The sequence below is a fragment of the Curtobacterium sp. HSID17257 genome (assembly GCF_003989515.1).
GTDB lineage: Bacteria > Actinomycetota > Actinomycetes > Actinomycetales > Microbacteriaceae > Curtobacterium.
In genome coordinates this window covers 1-15,796 of record NZ_RBLU01000029.1, presented here as the reverse complement: position 1 = coordinate 15,796, position 15,796 = coordinate 1, and the positions used below count along the sequence as shown (strand labels likewise).

Annotated in this window: 16 protein-coding genes; 9 read left to right on the top strand and 7 right to left on the bottom strand. The window is 72.3% G+C overall.

What is annotated here, in order from left to right:
• Positions 1-3: 3 nt before the first annotated feature.
• The 3 genes from D8M35_RS06830 to D8M35_RS06820 all read right to left on the bottom strand — a co-directional run bounded on the left by D8M35_RS06830 (position 4) and on the right by D8M35_RS06820 (position 2,880).
• Positions 4-981, bottom strand: coding sequence for a hypothetical protein (locus tag D8M35_RS06830; protein ID WP_126891163.1), 978 nt, complete (start codon positions 979-981; stop codon positions 4-6).
• Complete coding sequence (locus tag D8M35_RS06825; protein WP_202976537.1) at positions 981-2,162, bottom strand: Fic family protein; 1,182 nt, start codon at positions 2,160-2,162, stop codon at positions 981-983. Before D8M35_RS06825 ends, D8M35_RS06830 begins: the two co-directional genes overlap by 1 nt.
• Positions 2,163-2,253: 91 nt before the next feature.
• Positions 2,254-2,880, bottom strand: coding sequence for a metal ABC transporter ATP-binding protein (locus D8M35_RS06820; RefSeq protein WP_238638129.1), 627 nt, complete (start codon positions 2,878-2,880; stop codon positions 2,254-2,256).
• Positions 2,881-2,930: 50 nt separating this feature from the next.
• On the opposite strand from D8M35_RS06820, the gene aztB reads away from it, so the two are divergent.
• The 5 genes from aztB (at position 2,931) to D8M35_RS06795 (ending at position 8,292) form a co-directional block, all read left to right on the top strand.
• Complete coding sequence (gene aztB / locus D8M35_RS06815) at positions 2,931-3,806, top strand: zinc ABC transporter permease AztB (RefSeq protein ID WP_126891161.1); 876 nt, start codon at positions 2,931-2,933, stop codon at positions 3,804-3,806.
• Complete coding sequence (locus tag D8M35_RS16360) at positions 3,803-5,032, top strand: ABC transporter (protein WP_153257433.1); 1,230 nt, start codon at positions 3,803-3,805, stop codon at positions 5,030-5,032. Before aztB ends, D8M35_RS16360 begins: the two co-directional genes overlap by 4 nt.
• Positions 5,032-5,931 carry a metal ABC transporter substrate-binding protein gene (locus tag D8M35_RS06805; RefSeq protein WP_126891160.1) on the top strand — a complete coding sequence of 300 codons (900 nt, stop codon included), beginning with the start codon at positions 5,032-5,034 and terminating at the stop codon, positions 5,929-5,931. Before D8M35_RS16360 ends, D8M35_RS06805 begins: the two co-directional genes overlap by 1 nt.
• Before the next feature lie 29 nt (positions 5,932-5,960).
• Positions 5,961-7,145, top strand: coding sequence for a hypothetical protein (locus D8M35_RS06800; RefSeq protein WP_238638128.1), 1,185 nt, complete (start codon positions 5,961-5,963; stop codon positions 7,143-7,145).
• Positions 7,146-7,326: 181 nt separating this feature from the next.
• Positions 7,327-8,292, top strand: a complete 966-nt coding sequence (locus tag D8M35_RS06795; protein WP_202976536.1) for an alpha/beta fold hydrolase — start codon at positions 7,327-7,329, stop codon at positions 8,290-8,292.
• Between the two features lie 30 nt (positions 8,293-8,322).
• On the opposite strand, the gene D8M35_RS06790 is transcribed toward D8M35_RS06795, so the two are convergent.
• Positions 8,323-8,937, bottom strand: a complete 615-nt coding sequence (locus tag D8M35_RS06790; RefSeq protein ID WP_238638127.1) for an N-acetyltransferase — start codon at positions 8,935-8,937, stop codon at positions 8,323-8,325.
• 79 nt (positions 8,938-9,016) lie between these two features.
• Between D8M35_RS06790 and D8M35_RS06785 the strand changes: the two genes are divergently transcribed.
• Positions 9,017-9,625, top strand: coding sequence for a TetR/AcrR family transcriptional regulator (locus D8M35_RS06785; protein WP_161972614.1), 609 nt, complete (start codon positions 9,017-9,019; stop codon positions 9,623-9,625).
• A gap of 73 nt (positions 9,626-9,698) precedes the next feature.
• Here D8M35_RS06785 and D8M35_RS06780 read toward each other — a convergent pair whose 3' ends face one another.
• Positions 9,699-9,959, bottom strand: a complete 261-nt coding sequence (locus tag D8M35_RS06780; RefSeq protein ID WP_126891156.1) for a hypothetical protein — start codon at positions 9,957-9,959, stop codon at positions 9,699-9,701.
• Between the two features lie 230 nt (positions 9,960-10,189).
• Here D8M35_RS06780 and msrA point away from each other — a divergent pair, with 230 nt between their 5' ends.
• Positions 10,190-10,711 (top strand): peptide-methionine (S)-S-oxide reductase MsrA, encoded by a 522-nt coding sequence (msrA, locus tag D8M35_RS06775; RefSeq protein ID WP_126891155.1) that lies wholly within the window; start codon positions 10,190-10,192, stop codon positions 10,709-10,711.
• Positions 10,712-10,854: 143 nt separating this feature from the next.
• The gene (gene glgX, locus D8M35_RS06770) at positions 10,855-12,873 is read left to right on the top strand and encodes a glycogen debranching protein GlgX (protein ID WP_126891154.1); all 2,019 of its coding nucleotides are present in this window, start codon (positions 10,855-10,857) and stop codon (positions 12,871-12,873) included.
• Positions 12,874-12,980: 107 nt separating this feature from the next.
• On the opposite strand, the gene D8M35_RS06765 is transcribed toward glgX, so the two are convergent.
• The gene (locus tag D8M35_RS06765) at positions 12,981-13,886 is read right to left on the bottom strand and encodes a carbohydrate kinase (protein ID WP_126891153.1); all 906 of its coding nucleotides are present in this window, start codon (positions 13,884-13,886) and stop codon (positions 12,981-12,983) included.
• 129 nt (positions 13,887-14,015) lie between these two features.
• On the opposite strand from D8M35_RS06765, the gene D8M35_RS06760 reads away from it, so the two are divergent.
• Positions 14,016-14,435, top strand: coding sequence for a BLUF domain-containing protein (locus D8M35_RS06760; RefSeq protein WP_126891152.1), 420 nt, complete (start codon positions 14,016-14,018; stop codon positions 14,433-14,435).
• A gap of 9 nt (positions 14,436-14,444) precedes the next feature.
• Here D8M35_RS06760 and D8M35_RS06755 read toward each other — a convergent pair.
• The coding region (locus tag D8M35_RS06755) for a LuxR C-terminal-related transcriptional regulator (RefSeq protein WP_148113338.1) at positions 14,445-15,796 on the bottom strand (1,352 nt) is incomplete at its 5' end.

The following is a 15,796-nucleotide window of genomic DNA, read 5'->3' as shown; positions in this document are numbered from 1 at the left end:
CCCTCAGTCCCTCCCCGATGGAGACTTCCGCGTCGTACTGATTCTCAACGAGCCGATCCGCAGGATGAACCTGTCCGCTCGAACCCGATCCTTTTCGAGGTCAGTCCGCGCAGCTTCCGCTTCAGCTACAGCCTCCGCGGCTTCGTCGACCGCGCTTTCGTGGAGCGCATCGAGACGAAGCGCCCGTAGCCCCAAGACGATTGCATGGAAGTAGACGGGGATCACCGACACCGTCAGCAGCACCAGCAGTACCAGCGCCGTTTGCCAGAAGTTGAGCTCGAACGTCACGAGCACCATGCCGAGTCCCACCTCTGCAGCGAGCAGACCCGCGAAGGGCCACGCGAAGCTCCATGGCAAACGCACCGCCGCAGCGAGGTAGACCATGCACGCCCGCTTCCAGGCGTCACAACGCCGTCGGCTGCTCCTCTCTCGACGCGAAGCCTCGAAGGCTGCGTCGAGGAACGGGGATCGAAGGTCCCGGGTCACACCAAGCGATCGCGCTGATCGCATGGTCGACCACTGGTCGAGGGCCTTCCTCAGCTCGTCCGGATCGAGCGAACCAGAGACACCCGCTGCGGATTCTTGCGCGGCAGCACGGATCGCCCATGGATCACGCAGGAGATCAGCCGGATCGCCGACCCGCCGCAGGGCGAATCCGAGGATCACCGCGAGCAGCACGACGGCGATGACGAGCAATCCGAGGCCCGCGGGGATCTGCCATCCACCTGCATCCGTCGTGAGCCCGACGAAGACGAAGGACGCTGACAGGCTCACCAGCCAGCTCGCCAGGAGCGCGCCCATGGCGGGGAGTGCGATCGTCTGCCAGTGCGTTGCCCGGGTGATCATCCGTGAGAAGGTCCGAGGCGGGGGCGCACTGATGTTGCGAAGGCTGGCGAGCTCGACGACACCCCCGATGACGCACATCGCCGTGCTCACGAGACCCACCACCAAGAGCAGTGTGCCGACGACCAGGACGGTCATCAGCCTCGCTTCCCCGCTCGCGCTGCAAAAGCGTCCAGCGCCTGCAGGATCTCGTCGTTCCGGTAGAGCACGCCGTGGCGGTACTCGTTCTTCGACACCAGGATGCCGGACTCCACCAGCTTCTGGATGTGCGGGTAGGCGTTCCGCGGCTCGACACCCATCTCCGCGGCCAGCACCGTGGCGTTGAGCACCGGCTGTCGCACGACGACGTCCAGAGCGCTCCAGACTCCCGAGTCCCGGCGCGCCGTGACCCGCCCGGACCAGCCCCGCCTGATCTCCTCGATGTCGTCGACCAGTCGGCGCGCGTTGGCCACAGCGACGAAGACCGCGTCACAGACCCCACGGATGATCGGCGCGATGTCACCCCGTCGGTACGCAGTGAGTGCTGCGACGTAGCCGTCCGTGTCGGTGAGCAAGCCCGCAGACACCGGGACGGTCACGTTCTGCGTGAGTTCGTTCGAGCGGAGCATCGCCTGCAGCAGCGCCCGCCCGGTCCGGCCGTTGCCGTCAGTGAACGGGTGGACCGTCTCGAACTGCGCGTGCGCGACGGCGACCTGCGCGAGTCTCGGGATGTCCACTCGTCGCGCGAAGCTCATCACGTCCTCGACGAGCGCCGGTACACGCCCCCATGCCGGGGCCACGAAGTCCGCTCCCACCGGACTCCTGGCACTCGTTCCGACCCAGACGGCCTCCTGCCGGAAGCAGCCCGCTTCGTGGTGCGGATCGTCTGCCATGAGGACACGGTGCATCGCGAGGACGGTGTCCGTCGTCAGCGCGTCCGACAACTCGACCGCGGTGCGCATCGCACGGGTGTTCGAGACGATCTCCCGTGCGTTGCGTTTCCCCGGTGCACCGATCTCCGCGGTGAACACCTGGCGCGCACTCGCCGTCAGGTGCTCGATCTGCGACGACGCTGCGGCCTCGGAACGCAGCAGCAGCGAGGAGAACGGCGCTACGCGAGCACCCAGCTCTCCGTCGAACCGGACGAGCGCTGTGGCTGCTTCGTCGACCAGGACGCCGAGTTCGTCATCCAGGACGAGCGGGAGCGCGGCGATCATCGGCGGGACTGCCGCTCGGTACCGCTCCGAGAGCGCAGCACGGCGCGCCGCGCGAACGCCGACTTCGGCGTACCGGCTGGTCCACTCCAGCTCCTCGTGACCGAGTGCAGGCCAGGTCGTCACGTGCAGTCCTCCGAACGGACGTCAGAACACCATCAGCAGATTTTCTGAGATACGCCATCATCTCAGAAAAAATGACTTCGGTCTTCTGAGATCACGTCAGCGCCACCACGCGGTCCGCAGCAGCGATCGCGACCGGGTCGTGTGCCGCGTGGACGACGACGACCCCCGCGGCGGCCTCCTCGGCGAGCGCCGCCGTCACGAGGGCGGCGGACGCCGCGTCGACCCCCGCCGTCGGCTCGTCGACGAGCAGCACGGGAGCACGTTGCGCGAGTCCGAGTGCCACGAACGCCCGCTGGCGCTGCCCGCCGGACAGCTCGTCGAGCGGCCGGTCCGCGAGCTCCGCGATCCGCATGCGCTCCAGCTGCTCGCTCACGACGGCACGGTCGGCGCGCCCGAGCGGGCGCCACCACGGTCGGCCCCGCCAGCGCCCCATGGCGACCGTCGACCGGACGGTGAGCGGGAGCTCGGTGGGCGGCACCGCCTGCGTCACGTAGGCGACACCACCGGCCGGGAGGCCCGTCACCGCCCCGCCGCGCAGGGTCACCACCCCGGCGAGTGCGTCGAGCAGCGTCGACTTGCCGGACCCGTTCGGTCCGGTGAGCGCCGTCACGACCCCGGCAGGGAAGTCCGCGTCGAACCCGTCGAGCACGGTGCGGTCGCCCCGGCGGAGGACGAGACCGGTGACCTGCAGGGCGCGCGGATCGGCGGTGGTGAGCACCTGTGCACGCTATCAGTATCGATAGTCGTTTTCATGTAGCGTCTCCCAGCGTGACCTGGCTGACCGACCCGTTCTCCGTCGACTTCATGCTGCGCGCCCTCGGCGGCGGCACCCTGGCGGCGGTGCTCTGCGCGGTCGTCGGCACGTGGGTCCTCGTGCGCGGCATGGCGTTCCTCGGCGAGGCGCTCGCGCACGGCATGCTCCCCGGCGTCGCGGTCGCCACGCTCACCGGGATCCCTGCCGTGCTCGGCGCCGCGGTCAGCGCGGGCGTCATGGTCGTCGGCGTCGGAGCACTCCGCCGTCGCGCCCGGTTGTCGTACGACACCTCGATCGGGCTGCTGTTCGTCGGCATGCTCGCCCTCGGGGTCATCATCGTGTCGTCGTCCCGGTCCTTCGCGACCGACATCACCGCGATCCTGTTCGGGGACGTCCTCGCCGTGACCCGGAGCGACCTCGTCGGGCTCACGGTCGCCGTCGCCCTCGCCCTCGCGCTCGCCGCGGTCTTCCACCGGCCCTTCACCGCCGCCGCGTTCGACGCCCGGAAGGCCGCGACGCTCGGCCTCCGCCCCCGACTGGCCGAGGTCGTGCTCGTCGGGCTCGTGACCCTCGCCGTCGTCGCCTCCTACCGGGCCGTCGGGACGCTCCTGGTCGTCGGGCTCCTGCTCGCCCCCGCCGCCGCGGCCCGGGCGTGGACCCGGCAGGTCGGCTCGACCATGCTCCTCGCCGCCGTGATCGGCAGTGCCGCCGTCACCACCGGCCTGCTCGTCTCCTGGCACGCCGGGACCGCCGCAGGAGCGAGCATCGCAGCCGTCGCCGTCGCGGGGGTCGTCGTCTCCCGTGGCCTCGCCGCCCTCGTGCCGCTCCGGGGACGGCGAACGACCACGACCACACCAGCACCAGCACCAGCACCACGAGAGGGAGCATGACGAACCCCACCACGACCACCACGACCACCACGACCACCACGACCACCACGAAGCGTCGCGCGGCGGCGCGACGCCTGACCACCGCAGCCGTGACCGCCGGCCTCGCGCTCGGCCTGACCGCCTGCTCGACCGGGGACACCACCGAGCCGGCGGCCGACGACACGACCGCCACCGCGAAGCCCCACGGCTACGTCGAGGGGGCGAGCGAAGCGCAGGAGCCGCAGGTGCGCCTCCTGGCCGTGTCCGCCACCGGCGCGACGACGGTGCACGACCTGCTGAGCGGTGGGACCACCGCACTCGACGACGTCGACGGGCCGGAGCACTCCGCGACCGACGGACGGTTCCTCGTCAGCAGCACGCAGGACCGCACCACGATCGTCGACGGCGGTTCGTGGACCGTCGACCACGGCGACCACACGCACTACTACGCAGCCGAACCGCGCGTGGTGGGCTCGATCGACGGCGGCGGGCCGGTCGAGGTGCACTCGTCGGAGACGATGACGACGATCACCTGGCCGGAGCGCGGCGAGGGCGTGGTCCTCGACCGCGCGGCACTCGGACAGGGCGACGTGGAGGAGACCGCGCGGATCGACGCCACCGTGCTGCTGCCGTTCGGCGAGCAGCTCGTCGCCGGCACCGCCGACGGCGTCCGTGTGCTCGACGCCGACGGTGAGTCGACCGGTACCGAGGCCGCGTGCCCCGACCCGGCGGGCGGCATCGTCACCCGTGCCGGTGCCGTGGTCGGCTGCGCGGACGGCGCGGTCGTGGTCAGCGAGACCGGCGACACCACCGCTGTCGCACTGCCCGACGGAGCCGAGCAGCCGACGGCGTTCTCCGCCCGGTCGGGCCGCCCGACGGTCGCCGGGCTCGCCGGGGACCGCGGTGCCTGGCTGCTCGACAGCCGCGAGGGCAGCTGGCGGCTGGTGGAGACCGAGCGCCCCCTGCGCGCCGTGACGGCCGTCGACGACGAGGACGAGCACGTCGTCGGCATCGACGACCAGGGACGCGTGGTGGTGATCACCGCATCGACGGGAGCGGTCGCCACGACCGACGCGCTGCTCGACCCCGACGAGCAGGCGCTGCTGCAGCTCGACGCCCAGCGGGCCTACGTCGCCGATGCCTCCGGGCAGCAGGTGCACGAGATCGACTTCGCGGACGGTGCCCGCGTCGCGCGGTCGATCGACCTGCCCGCAGCACCCGTCGCGTTCGCCGAGGTCGGACTGTGATGCGCCCGGCGCGGCTCGGGATCGCACTGGCCCTCGCCGCAGGGCTCGTCGGGACCACGGCGGGGTGTTCCTCCGCCGGGTCGGACCGCCCGGTCGTCGCGGTGACGACGAACATCCTCGGCGACGTCGTCACCGAGGTGGTCGGGGACACTGCCGACGTGATGGTCCTCATGCCGCCGGGCGCCGACCCGCACTCGTTCGAGGTCTCCGCACAGGAGGCCGCCCGACTCCGGAGCGCCGACCTCGTCGTCGAGAACGGGCTCGGGCTCGAGGAGGGCGTCGCCCGGCACGTCGAGGCCGCAGCGTCGGACGGCGTCCCGGTGTTCACGGCCGGCGAGCACGTCGACGCACTCGAGTGGACGACGGAGGACGACAGCGGCCCCGACCCACACCTCTGGACCGATCCCGCGCGCATGGTCGACGTCGTCGAGGCCCTGGACGACGCCCTGCGTGCGAACGGCATCGAGCCGAGCGGGACCGACGCGTACCTCGACGAGCTGACCACGCTCGACACCGAGATGTCCGAGGCGTTCGCAGGCATCCCTGACGAGCGCCGGGCCCTCGTGACGAACCACCACGTGTTCGGGTACCTGGCGGACCGGTACGACTTCCGGGTCGTCGGCGCCGTCATCCCGAGCGGGACGACCCTGGCGTCCCCGAGCGCCGCCGACCTGCGCGACCTCGCTGCGGCGATCGACGAGGCCGGGGTGCCGACGATCTTCGCCGACCTCTCCCAACCCGCCCGCCTGGCCGAGGTGCTCGCCGACGAGGTCGACGTGCACGTGGAGATCCGTTCCCTGGCCACCGAGTCCCTGACCGACCAGGGCCCGGCGTCGACCTACCTGGGGATGATGCGGTCCAACACGGATGCGATCGTCGCGGGCCTGTCGGTTTCGTAATGAGAATGAGAATCAGTACAGTGAACGTCATGACATCCCTGCGCACCACGCTCGCGCCCGCAGCCCTGCTCGGCGCCGCAGCCCTCGTCCTCACCGGCTGCTCGACCACGCCCGCCGACGCGGAGGCCGAGGGCACCCGCACCGCGAAGGCGGCCGCCGCCGAGGGCGACCGCATCGTCCTCACCTACGACGGCGGCCTGCTGACCCTCGACCAGGACCTGCGGGTCGTGGCCGACGACGCGATCGACGGCTTCACCCGCGTGAACCCCGCCGGCGACGGCCGCCACGTCCTCGTCACCGTGCCCGAGGGCTTCCAGGTCCTCGACACCGCCGCCGACCCGGCCCTGACCGATGCGGTCTTCCCGGCCGACACCGGCGGTCACGCGGTCGTGCACGGCGACACGACCGCGCTCTTCGCCGACGGCACCGGCGACGTCACGGTCTTCGAGCACGACGACCTCGACGGCGCCGCACTGCCCGAGGTCGAGACGACGGAGTCCGAGGCCGCCCACCACGGCGTCGCGATCGTGCTCGAGGACGGCACGCTCCTCACCACGATCGGCACCGAGGAGTCGCGCTCCGGCGTCCGCGCCCTCGACGAGGACGGCAAGGAGCTCACCCGCTCCGAGGACTGCCCGAGCGTGCACGGTGAGGGCGCGGTCAAGGACGAGGTCGCCGTCTTCGGCTGCACGGACGGCGCCCTGGTCTACCAGGACGGTGCGTTCACGAAGATCGACGCCCCGACCGAGTACGGCCGCACGGGCAACCTGTTCACCACCGAGACGAGCTCGATCGCGGTGGGCGACTACAACGACGACCCGGACAGCGAGGGCTACCTGCTCGACCAGGTCGCGCTCATCGACGCCGCGTCGGGCGAGTACCGCGTCGCCGACATGCCCGAGGGCGTCGGCTTCACCTTCCGCGACATCGCGCGCGGCCCCGCCGACGAGGCCGTGATCCTCGGCTCGGACGGCGCCCTGCACACGTTCGACGTCGAGACCGGCGAGCCGATCGACACGTTCGACGTCATCGACGGCTGGGAGGGCCCGGCCGAGTGGCAGGACGCCCACCCCGCACTGAAGGTCTCCGGTGACGTCGCGTACGTGACCGACCCTGCGGAGCGGAAGATCCACGCGGTCGACCTCACCACCGGCAAGGTCGTCGCGTCGAGCGACGAGCTGCCGGGCGTCCCGAACGAGATCGCGGTCGCCTGACCGACGACGGCACCACCTGTCGGACGGGAGGCGCGGTACCAGCTGGTACCGCGCCTCCCGTCCGTCGCGTGCGCGGCTCGCGTACGGCGCCACCCGATCGTGTTGACACGTTTGTACTACCATGGCTCTTGTGAACACAGTCGTACCCAGAAGGCCACGTCGGCGCCGAGCCGCCCTGGCGGTGGCCGCCGCCCTCCTCTGCATCGTCCCGCTCCTCGGTGCCGGCTACGAGCACCTCAGTGCGGCAGCCGGCCGCGCGTCCCACCCGGTGCCTGGCAGGATGGTCGACATGGGCGGCCGCCTGCTCCACGTGGTGCAGCACGGCACCGGAGGGCCGACGGTCGTCCTCGAAGCCGGGAGCGGTGAAGCGGCATCAGGGTGGGAGGCGGTCACGGACCGGCTCGCTCCGACGACGACCGTGGTGGCGTACGACCGCGCCGGCATCGCACGCAGCGAACCCTCGCCCCGACCGCGGACGGCCCGCGCGGTGGTCGACGACCTCCGCACGGCGCTCCACGCGATCGACGCACCGCAGCCCTACGTCCTGGTCGGACACAGCCTCGGCGGGCTCTACGTCCGCGAGTACGTGCGGGAGCACCCCGGAGAGGTCGCCGGTCTCGTGCTGGTCGACGCCCGTCCCGAGGACGACGCCCGGCGCACCGCACACCTGCTGCCCGACGGCGCCGGAGCAGGGACGATCCCACCGTGGGTCGGACGCTCCCTCCACGCCGTCGGCGCCCTGCGGATCGGCGGAGGAGTCCTGCTGGACGGGATGGTTCCGCCGGCAGGCCGTCGCGAGTTCCTCGACGTCACCGCGTCGCCCACCTACTTCGCGACGAAGCAGGCCGAGGCGGACCACATCGCGCCGACGGAACGGGCACTCCGCAACCAGGACCTCGGCACCCTCCCCGTCCGGGTGATCGCCCGAGCCGTGCCGCAGGACTACGCCGCCGCCGGCATCGACGCCGCGACGGGACCACGCCTCGAGGACATCTGGCAGGACGGCCAGCGCCGCATGCTGCACCTGTCGTCGGACAGCACCCTCGTGGTCGCCGGCGGCAGCGGACACATGGTCCCCACCGAGCGGCCCGACCTGGTCGCGGACGTGGTCCGATCGTTGGTCGAGGAGCTCCGGGACGGGACGTGAGCGGAGCCGTGAGCAGGGCCGCCCGCCCGGTCACACGACAGCGGGCCGCCACATCGAGATCGGCGCAGCGGCACCCAGCCCCGTGATCGGTGCGCCGTCACCGAACCCGTGCCGCCGGTAGAGCCGCCGGTTGTGCGGCGTGGACGACTCCAGGTAGGCGTCCTGCCGCCGACGGTCGACCCGGTCGAGGGCGTGCTCGAGCAGGAGCCCCCCGACGCCCCGACCACGTGCGGCCGCAGCGACACCGATCTCCGCCAGGTACCAGTGCGGGGCCGCGGGGCGCGCTCGGTCCATGCGGCGCAGGTGCCGGACGGCACGCAGTGCACCGCCGACGCCGAGCACCCGGAGGAACGTCGGGACCCGTGCGCCGAAGGCCTCGACGGCACCGGCGTGCGGACGCGGGGCATCCCAGAGCGCCGCCCCGACGATCCGCTGCCCGTCGAGCGCGACGTCGAGGGCGCGTGACGTGGCGGGGACCGACCGGATGAGCGCGGCGAACAGGTCACCGAGCACGGCGACGCGATCCTCGCCCGGGCGGGGCGGGCGGAACTCGAGCAGGACCGGATCCTCGGCGAAGGCCTCGGCCAGCACCGCTGCGGCGGCGGTGACCTCGGACTCGGATGCGGGGCGGACGGTGATCGTCACAGGGACTCCTCTCGGATCTGGCCAACTGGCCGAATCCAGCTTGCCGAGGAGTCCTGGGGCCACGCCGTACGCTGCCTGTGTGATCGAGGAGCAGCGCCCGCGCGGGTACCGGAGCCGCGCCGACCGCCGTGACGAGCTCCTCGACGCCGCCGCGCTGGTCGTCCGCGAGTCCGGGCTGCCGGGCCTGACGACGCGGGCGGTCGCCGACCGGGCCGGGGTCGCCCACGGAGTGGTGCACTACGTGTTCGGCGCCCGACGGAACCTCGTCGTCGCGCTGCTCGAGCGGCAGGCGCGGGACGTCCTGCCCCGGGTGCTCGCGGCTGCGGACGCGCACGACGACCTGCTCGGCGCACTCGACGCGGGGATCGGCGCCTGGCTCGACCTGGTGCGGCAGGAGCCCGAGCGGTTCCGGCTGCTCGAGGCGGTGAGCGGGACCGCCCTCGACGGCGACGACGGACTCGCATCGGCGGAACGCACGCTCTGGCACGACGGGGTCGCAGCCGGGATCAGCCGGTGGGCCGTGCGGCACGGGGTCGAGCTCGCAGAGCCGACCGCGGTGGCGGGGGACGCCGTGCTCGCTCTGGTCGACGGCCTCGGCCGGGCGGCGTGGAGCGACCCCGACGGCGGCGCGACCGAGCGCGCCCGCCGGCTGCTCGTCCGCGGCCTGGCGGTCACGCTCGCACCCTGACCCGGGCGAGCGGGACGTCGACATCGGCGCGCAACGGGCCCGGAGCGGGACCGGGACGGCACCGCGACCGCACTCAGAGCCAGGTGCGCGCGACCACCCAGCCGTCCCCGTCCGGCACGATGTCGACGACGACCGCGTCACCCTCGTTGCTCACCTGGAAGCGCCACCCCACCGTGCGCTCCGGCGCGTGGGTCATCGCCGACGGCAGGAACTCCGCCGTCGCCGTCAGCCGCGTCGGGCTGTCGCTCACCCGCCAGCGCCGGTCACGCCACACCATCCGGTCCGGCACGCCGCGCTCCCACCACACCGTGGCGACCTCGTGCGTCAACATCATCTCGACCTCCCGATTCGAACGTGTGTTCGAATGGTAGACCACGGCCGGGACACCTGCGCGGGCCTCCGGCGTGGCGGCGGTCCACGGACACCGACCGCTCCCGGGGCGCCTCCGGACAGCCGGCACCCGGGTCGACGCGGCACGATGGAGGCCCGGGAACACCTGCGCCCACACGCGGGTTGCACCCGGTGATGCCGCAGCCAGCGGCGCCACGACCCCAGGAGGCCACCATGACCACGACCGAGACCGCCATCCTCGCCGGCGGCTGCTTCTGGGGAGCGCAGCAGCTCCTCCGTCGCCGACCGGGTGTCATCAGCACGCGCGTCGGCTACTCGGGCGGTGACACCCAGAACGCCACCTACCGCAACCACGGCGACCACGCCGAGGCCGTCGAGATCGTCTTCGACCCGTCGCAGATCTCGTACCGCGACCTGCTCGAGTTCTTCTTCCAGATCCACGACCCGTCCACGAAGGACCGGCAGGGCAACGACGTCGGCCGCAGCTACCGCTCGGCGATCTACTTCACGAACGACGAACAGCGCCAGGTCGCGCTCGACACCATCGCCGACGTCGACGCCTCGGGGATCTGGCCGGGCAAGGTCGTCACCGAGGTCGAGCCCGCCGGCGACTTCTGGGAGGCCGAGGAGGAGCACCAGGACTACCTCGAGAAGTACCCCGCCGGGTACACCTGCCACTTCGTGCGCCCGGGCTGGAAGCTCCCGCACCGCGACGAGGTGACCGCGAACGCGTGATCGCGGCGGTCGCGTGATCACGTGACCACACGACGGACGGGAGGCTCCCCACCGGTCCGGTGGGGAGCCTCCCGTCCGTCCGTCGGCTGCCGGGGTACGCACCCGTCCCGAGGACACAGCGACAGACCACTACAAGTGGCATCATGACCTCTTCCTCCCGCACGCCCCTCGGTGTCACCCTCGTCGAGGGCGGCGCCAACGTCGCCCTCTTCTCCAGCACCGCCGAGCGCGTGGAGTTCTGCCGCTTCGACGAGGACGGCACCGAGCACCGCACCGAGCTCCGCAACCGCACGGGCTACACGTTCCACGACGTCGTGCCGGACGTCACCGTCGGCACCCGCTACGGCTTCCGCGTGCACGGCGCGTGGGACCCGGCGAACGGTCGCCGCCACAACGCCGCGAAGCTCCTGCTCGACCCCTACGCCACCGCCGTCGACGGCTCCTACGAGTGGGGCCAGGCGCTGTTCGGACACGACATGGAGGACCCCGAGCAGATCGACGAGACCGACTCGGCGAGCGCCATGCCGAAGTCCGTCGTCGCCGACCGCGAGTTCGACTGGGACGGGGACACCCTGCTCCGCACCCCGTACCGCGACACGGTCGTCTACGAGGTGCACGTCAAGGGCTTCACGAAGCAGCACCCGGACGTGCCCGAGGAGATCCGCGGCACCTACGCGGGCCTGGCGCACCCGGCGGCGATCAAGCACCTGACCGACCTGGGGGTCACGGCGGTCGAGCTGCTGCCGACGCACCAGTTCGTGCAGGACTCGACCCTGGCCGACAAGGGCCTCCGCAACTACTGGGGCTACAACAGCATCGGCTTCTTCGCCCCGCACGACGAGTACTCGTCCTCGGGCACGGCCGGCCAGCAGGTCACCGAGTTCAAGGAGATGGTCAAGGCCCTGCACGCCGCGGGGCTCGAGGTCATCATGGACGTGGTCTACAACCACACCGCCGAGGGCAACCACATGGGCCCGACGCTGTCCTTCAAGGGCATCGACAACCAGTCGTACTACCGCCTGGTCGAGGGCGACGAGGCGAACTACTTCGACACGACCGGCACGGGCAACTCGCTCAACGTGTCGCACCCGTCCGCGCTCGGGCTCATCACCGACTCGCTCCGCTACTGGGTCGAGGAGATGCACGTCGACGGCTTCCGCTTCGACCTCGCGACGACCCTGACCCGCCAGGACGGCGAGGCCGAGAAGCACTCCGCGTTCCTCGACATCATCCACCAGGACCCGGTGCTCCGCGAGGTCAAGATGATCGCCGAGCCGTGGGACACCGCGGGCTACCAGGTCGGTGGGTTCCCGGCCGACTGGTCGGAGTGGAACGGCAAGTACCGCGACGACCTCCGCGGGTTCTGGCGCGGCGACGAGGGCACGCTCGGCGACGCGGTCCAGCGCACGCTCGGCTCCCCCGACGTGTACGAGGGCTCCCGCCGTTCGCCGCTGTGCTCGGTGAACTTCGTCACGGCGCACGACGGTTTCACCCTGGCCGACCTGACGATGTACGCCGAGAAGCACAACGAGGCGAACGGCGAGGACAACAACGACGGCGAGAGCAACAACACGTCGTTCAACGGCGGCATCGAGGGTCCGACCGACGACGGCGCGGTGAACGACTACCGCGACCGCCAGCGCCGGAACTTCCTCGGCACGCTCATGCTCTCGGCGGGCATCCCGATGGTGCTCGGCGGCGACGAGATCGCCCGCTCGCAGGGCGGCAACAACAACGCGTACTGCCAGGACGACGAGATCTCGTGGTTCGACTGGCAGGCCGCCGACCAGGACCTGCTCGCCTTCACCACGGCGGCGATCGCGTTCCGCAAGGAGCACGAGGCACTCCGCCCGGAGTGGTACCGCACGGCCCCCGGTGACTCGGAGTCGACGGTCCAGGTGCTCCGCGCCGACGCACAGGGCTTCGAGGACGGCGACTGGGCCGACGGCGGCAACCGCGCGGTGATCCTCGTGCTGCAGCGCGGGGACGACACCGTCGCGGTGCTGCTGAACGCGTCCGACACCACGGTGGAGTTCACCCTGCCCGAGAAGCCGGGCGGCGGCAGCTGGTCGCTCGGACTGTCGAGCGACCCGGACCAGGCCGTCGAGGGCGACGCGACGACGCTGCTCGTCCGCGACGCGTCCTTCACCGCGCTGGTCTAGCGGGGACGGTCCGCAGGACGGTCCGGACGGGAGGGACGGTGCCAGCTGGCACCGTCCCTCCCGTCCGTCGTGCGGTCGCCTGGTCCACCGGGCCGGGCGACGAGCGGTCAGTCCCCCAGGACCCCGGCGGCGTCCGCGGGGAGCTCCGCCCGGGTGGGCGGGTCCGCGCCCGGCCGGGACACCGTCACCGCGGCACAGGCCAACGCGAGCGACGCCAGACGGCCGAGCTCGTCCGTGTCGAGTCCGGCCGGAGCCGATCCCCGGGCGAGCACGCCGGCGAGCAGCCCCGCCATGAACGAGTCGCCCGCGCCGATCGTGTCCGCGACCTCGACACGCGGCGCCGGCATCGTGGCGCGTGCACGAGCGGACGCGATCGCGCACCCCGAACCGCCGAGCGTCACCGCGGCGAGCGCCGTCCCGGACGCCAGCAGGCCGTCGAGGACCTGGTCCACGCTGCGGTCCGGCCAGAGCCAGGCGGCGTCCTCGTCGCTGAGCTTGACCACGTCGGCCTCGGCGAACAGCGGTTCGAGCGTGGCGAGCACGGCGTCCCGGTCGGGCGTGATCGACGGCCGGACGTTGGGGTCGACGGAGACGAGCGCGTCGGACGGGCGGATCCGCAGTGCCTCGAGCACGGCGCGTGCCCCGGGTTCGAGGACGGCACCGATGGAGCCGACGTGCACGAGCGGCGTCCCGTCCGGCACGTGCACCGGGTCGAGCCGCCAGTCGAGGTCGAACTCGTAGGACGCGCCGCCGTCGTCGCCGATCGTCGCGACCGCGGTGGAGGTCCGGTCGATCGGCGTCGCGTCGACCTCGACGTCGCTCGCGCCGACGTGCGCCCGGATCGAGGCGCCGCGGTCGTCGTCGCCGAGCGCGCAGACGAGTCGTGCCGACCGGCCGAGCCGGGCGAGTCCGACGGCGACGTTCATCGGGCTGCCGCCCGGGTGCTCGACGCGACCCTCGGGGCGGTCGACCACGTCGACCAGGGCTTCTCCGATGACGATGACGGTGTCCACGGGTCCAGGGTGGCAGACCCGGCGCCCGTGCGACGGCGCACTGTCCGGTCGTCCCCCGGTGGCCTGCGGACGCACGGGTGCGGCGGAGTTGACTGACGGACCCGGCACGACCCCCACCAAGGAGACCCGATGCTGTCCCTCATCTACTCGAGCGTCGCCACCCGACCGCTCGGCGACGACGACCTCGCCGCACTGCTCGCGCAGAGCCGACGGGCGAACGCGGAGAACGACATCACCGGCGTGCTGCTCTTCCGGAACGGCTACTTCCTGCAGCTGCTCGAGGGGCCGGACCAGGCCGTGCGCACCAAGATGGCGACGATCAAGCACGACGACCGGCACACCAAGGTGGCGGTGCTCACCGAGGAGCTCATCGAGGAGCGGCAGTTCCCGGAGTGGACGATGGGGTACCCGGCCGAGGACACCGACGTCGAGCAGGCTCCCGGGTACCGGACGACCTTCGACGACCTCGACGCTGCGGACGGCACACAGATCAGCTCCCTGCCGGCGCTCCGCGAACTCATCCGCTGGTTCCGTCCCGCGACCCGCTGACGCCCGGGGTCAGGCCGTGCCGGGCCCCTCGGCCGCGGGGTCGAGGACCGCTCCGAGCTGCGCCCGGCCGCCGATGCCGAGCTTCCGGTAGGCCGAGTACAGGTGGGCCCCGACCGTCCGGGGTGACAGGAAGAGCTGCTGCGCGATCGCGCGGTTGGTCAGCCCGGTGTTCGCGAGCGTGCAGATCCGCAGCTCCTGCGGCGTGAGCACGGTCGTTCGCGACGGTGGAGCGTCCGGCAGGCGCTCACCGGCCGCACGCAGCACCTCGCGTGTCCGCCGCGCCCACGCCGGAGCGGGCAGGCGTTCGAACAGCGCGAGTGCCTCGTGCAGGACGGGCCGGCTCTCCGGGGCCAGCCCGACCCGACGGAGGTGGTCGCCGGCGTGCAGGAGCGCCCGCGCCTGCACGTAGGGCATGGGGAGCGGCCGGTCCCGGAGTCCTTGCACGGCCCGCCCCGGATCGGCCGCGAGCGCCAGGGCGGTCTCCGTGTAGCCGAGCGCCGACACGAGGATCGGACCGTGCCACGTCTCGTGGAGCCCGGCCAGCCGTGCGGCGTGGAGCTCCACCAGGTCGCGGGCGTCGGTGGCGACGGCCGCGTCGACGTAGTCCTGCGTCGTGAGGACCGCGAAGTTCGGGTTGTACGCGTCGCCGTCGACGTCGAGGAGCGGGCGCAGGGCCTCCCGGGCGTCGCGGGCCCGTCCGTCGAGCAGCGCGGCCGCCGCGGTCGCGCCCTGCAGGTTCGCCCGCATCACGCTGGACTGCAGCACGTGCGCGCCCGCCGCGGACCCGGCCGTGATCGCCTCGCGGTCGGGCGCCGTTCCGTCGATGCCGTCGAACCAGGCGACGCACGCCCGCGCCGCCGTCGCGAAGCCGGCGTCGCCGAGGTCGCGGCCGAGCACGACGGCTTCCTCGGCCAGGGTCCGGGCCCGCTCCAGCCGACCGGCCTGGAAGTTGCTCATCGACGCACCGAGCAACGCCTGGGGCAGGACGCGGATGTCACCGCTCGCGCGCAGACCCGCCACGGCGACCTCGAGCCGCTCCCGCGCCTCCACGAACTCGCCCGCGATGTTCAGGGCGTAGCCCGACCACCACGCCTGCTCCGGGTCGTCCGGGTCGACCGGTCCGCGTGCGAGCACGCGTTCGACGACCTCGTCCCCCCGCACCAGTGGCTCGGTGACCGCGGCGAGCAGGATCCCCCGCGGGTCGTCGTCCGGCAGTGCCAGCGCGTGCACGGCCTCGAGCATCGGGGCCCCGGGCACCGCCACCCGGTTGTGGTCCCACGCGATGGACGCCAGGTGCAGCAGCGCACCGGTCGCGAGGTCGACCGCGCCGTGCTCCTGCAGTGCCCGGACGGCGGCGCGTA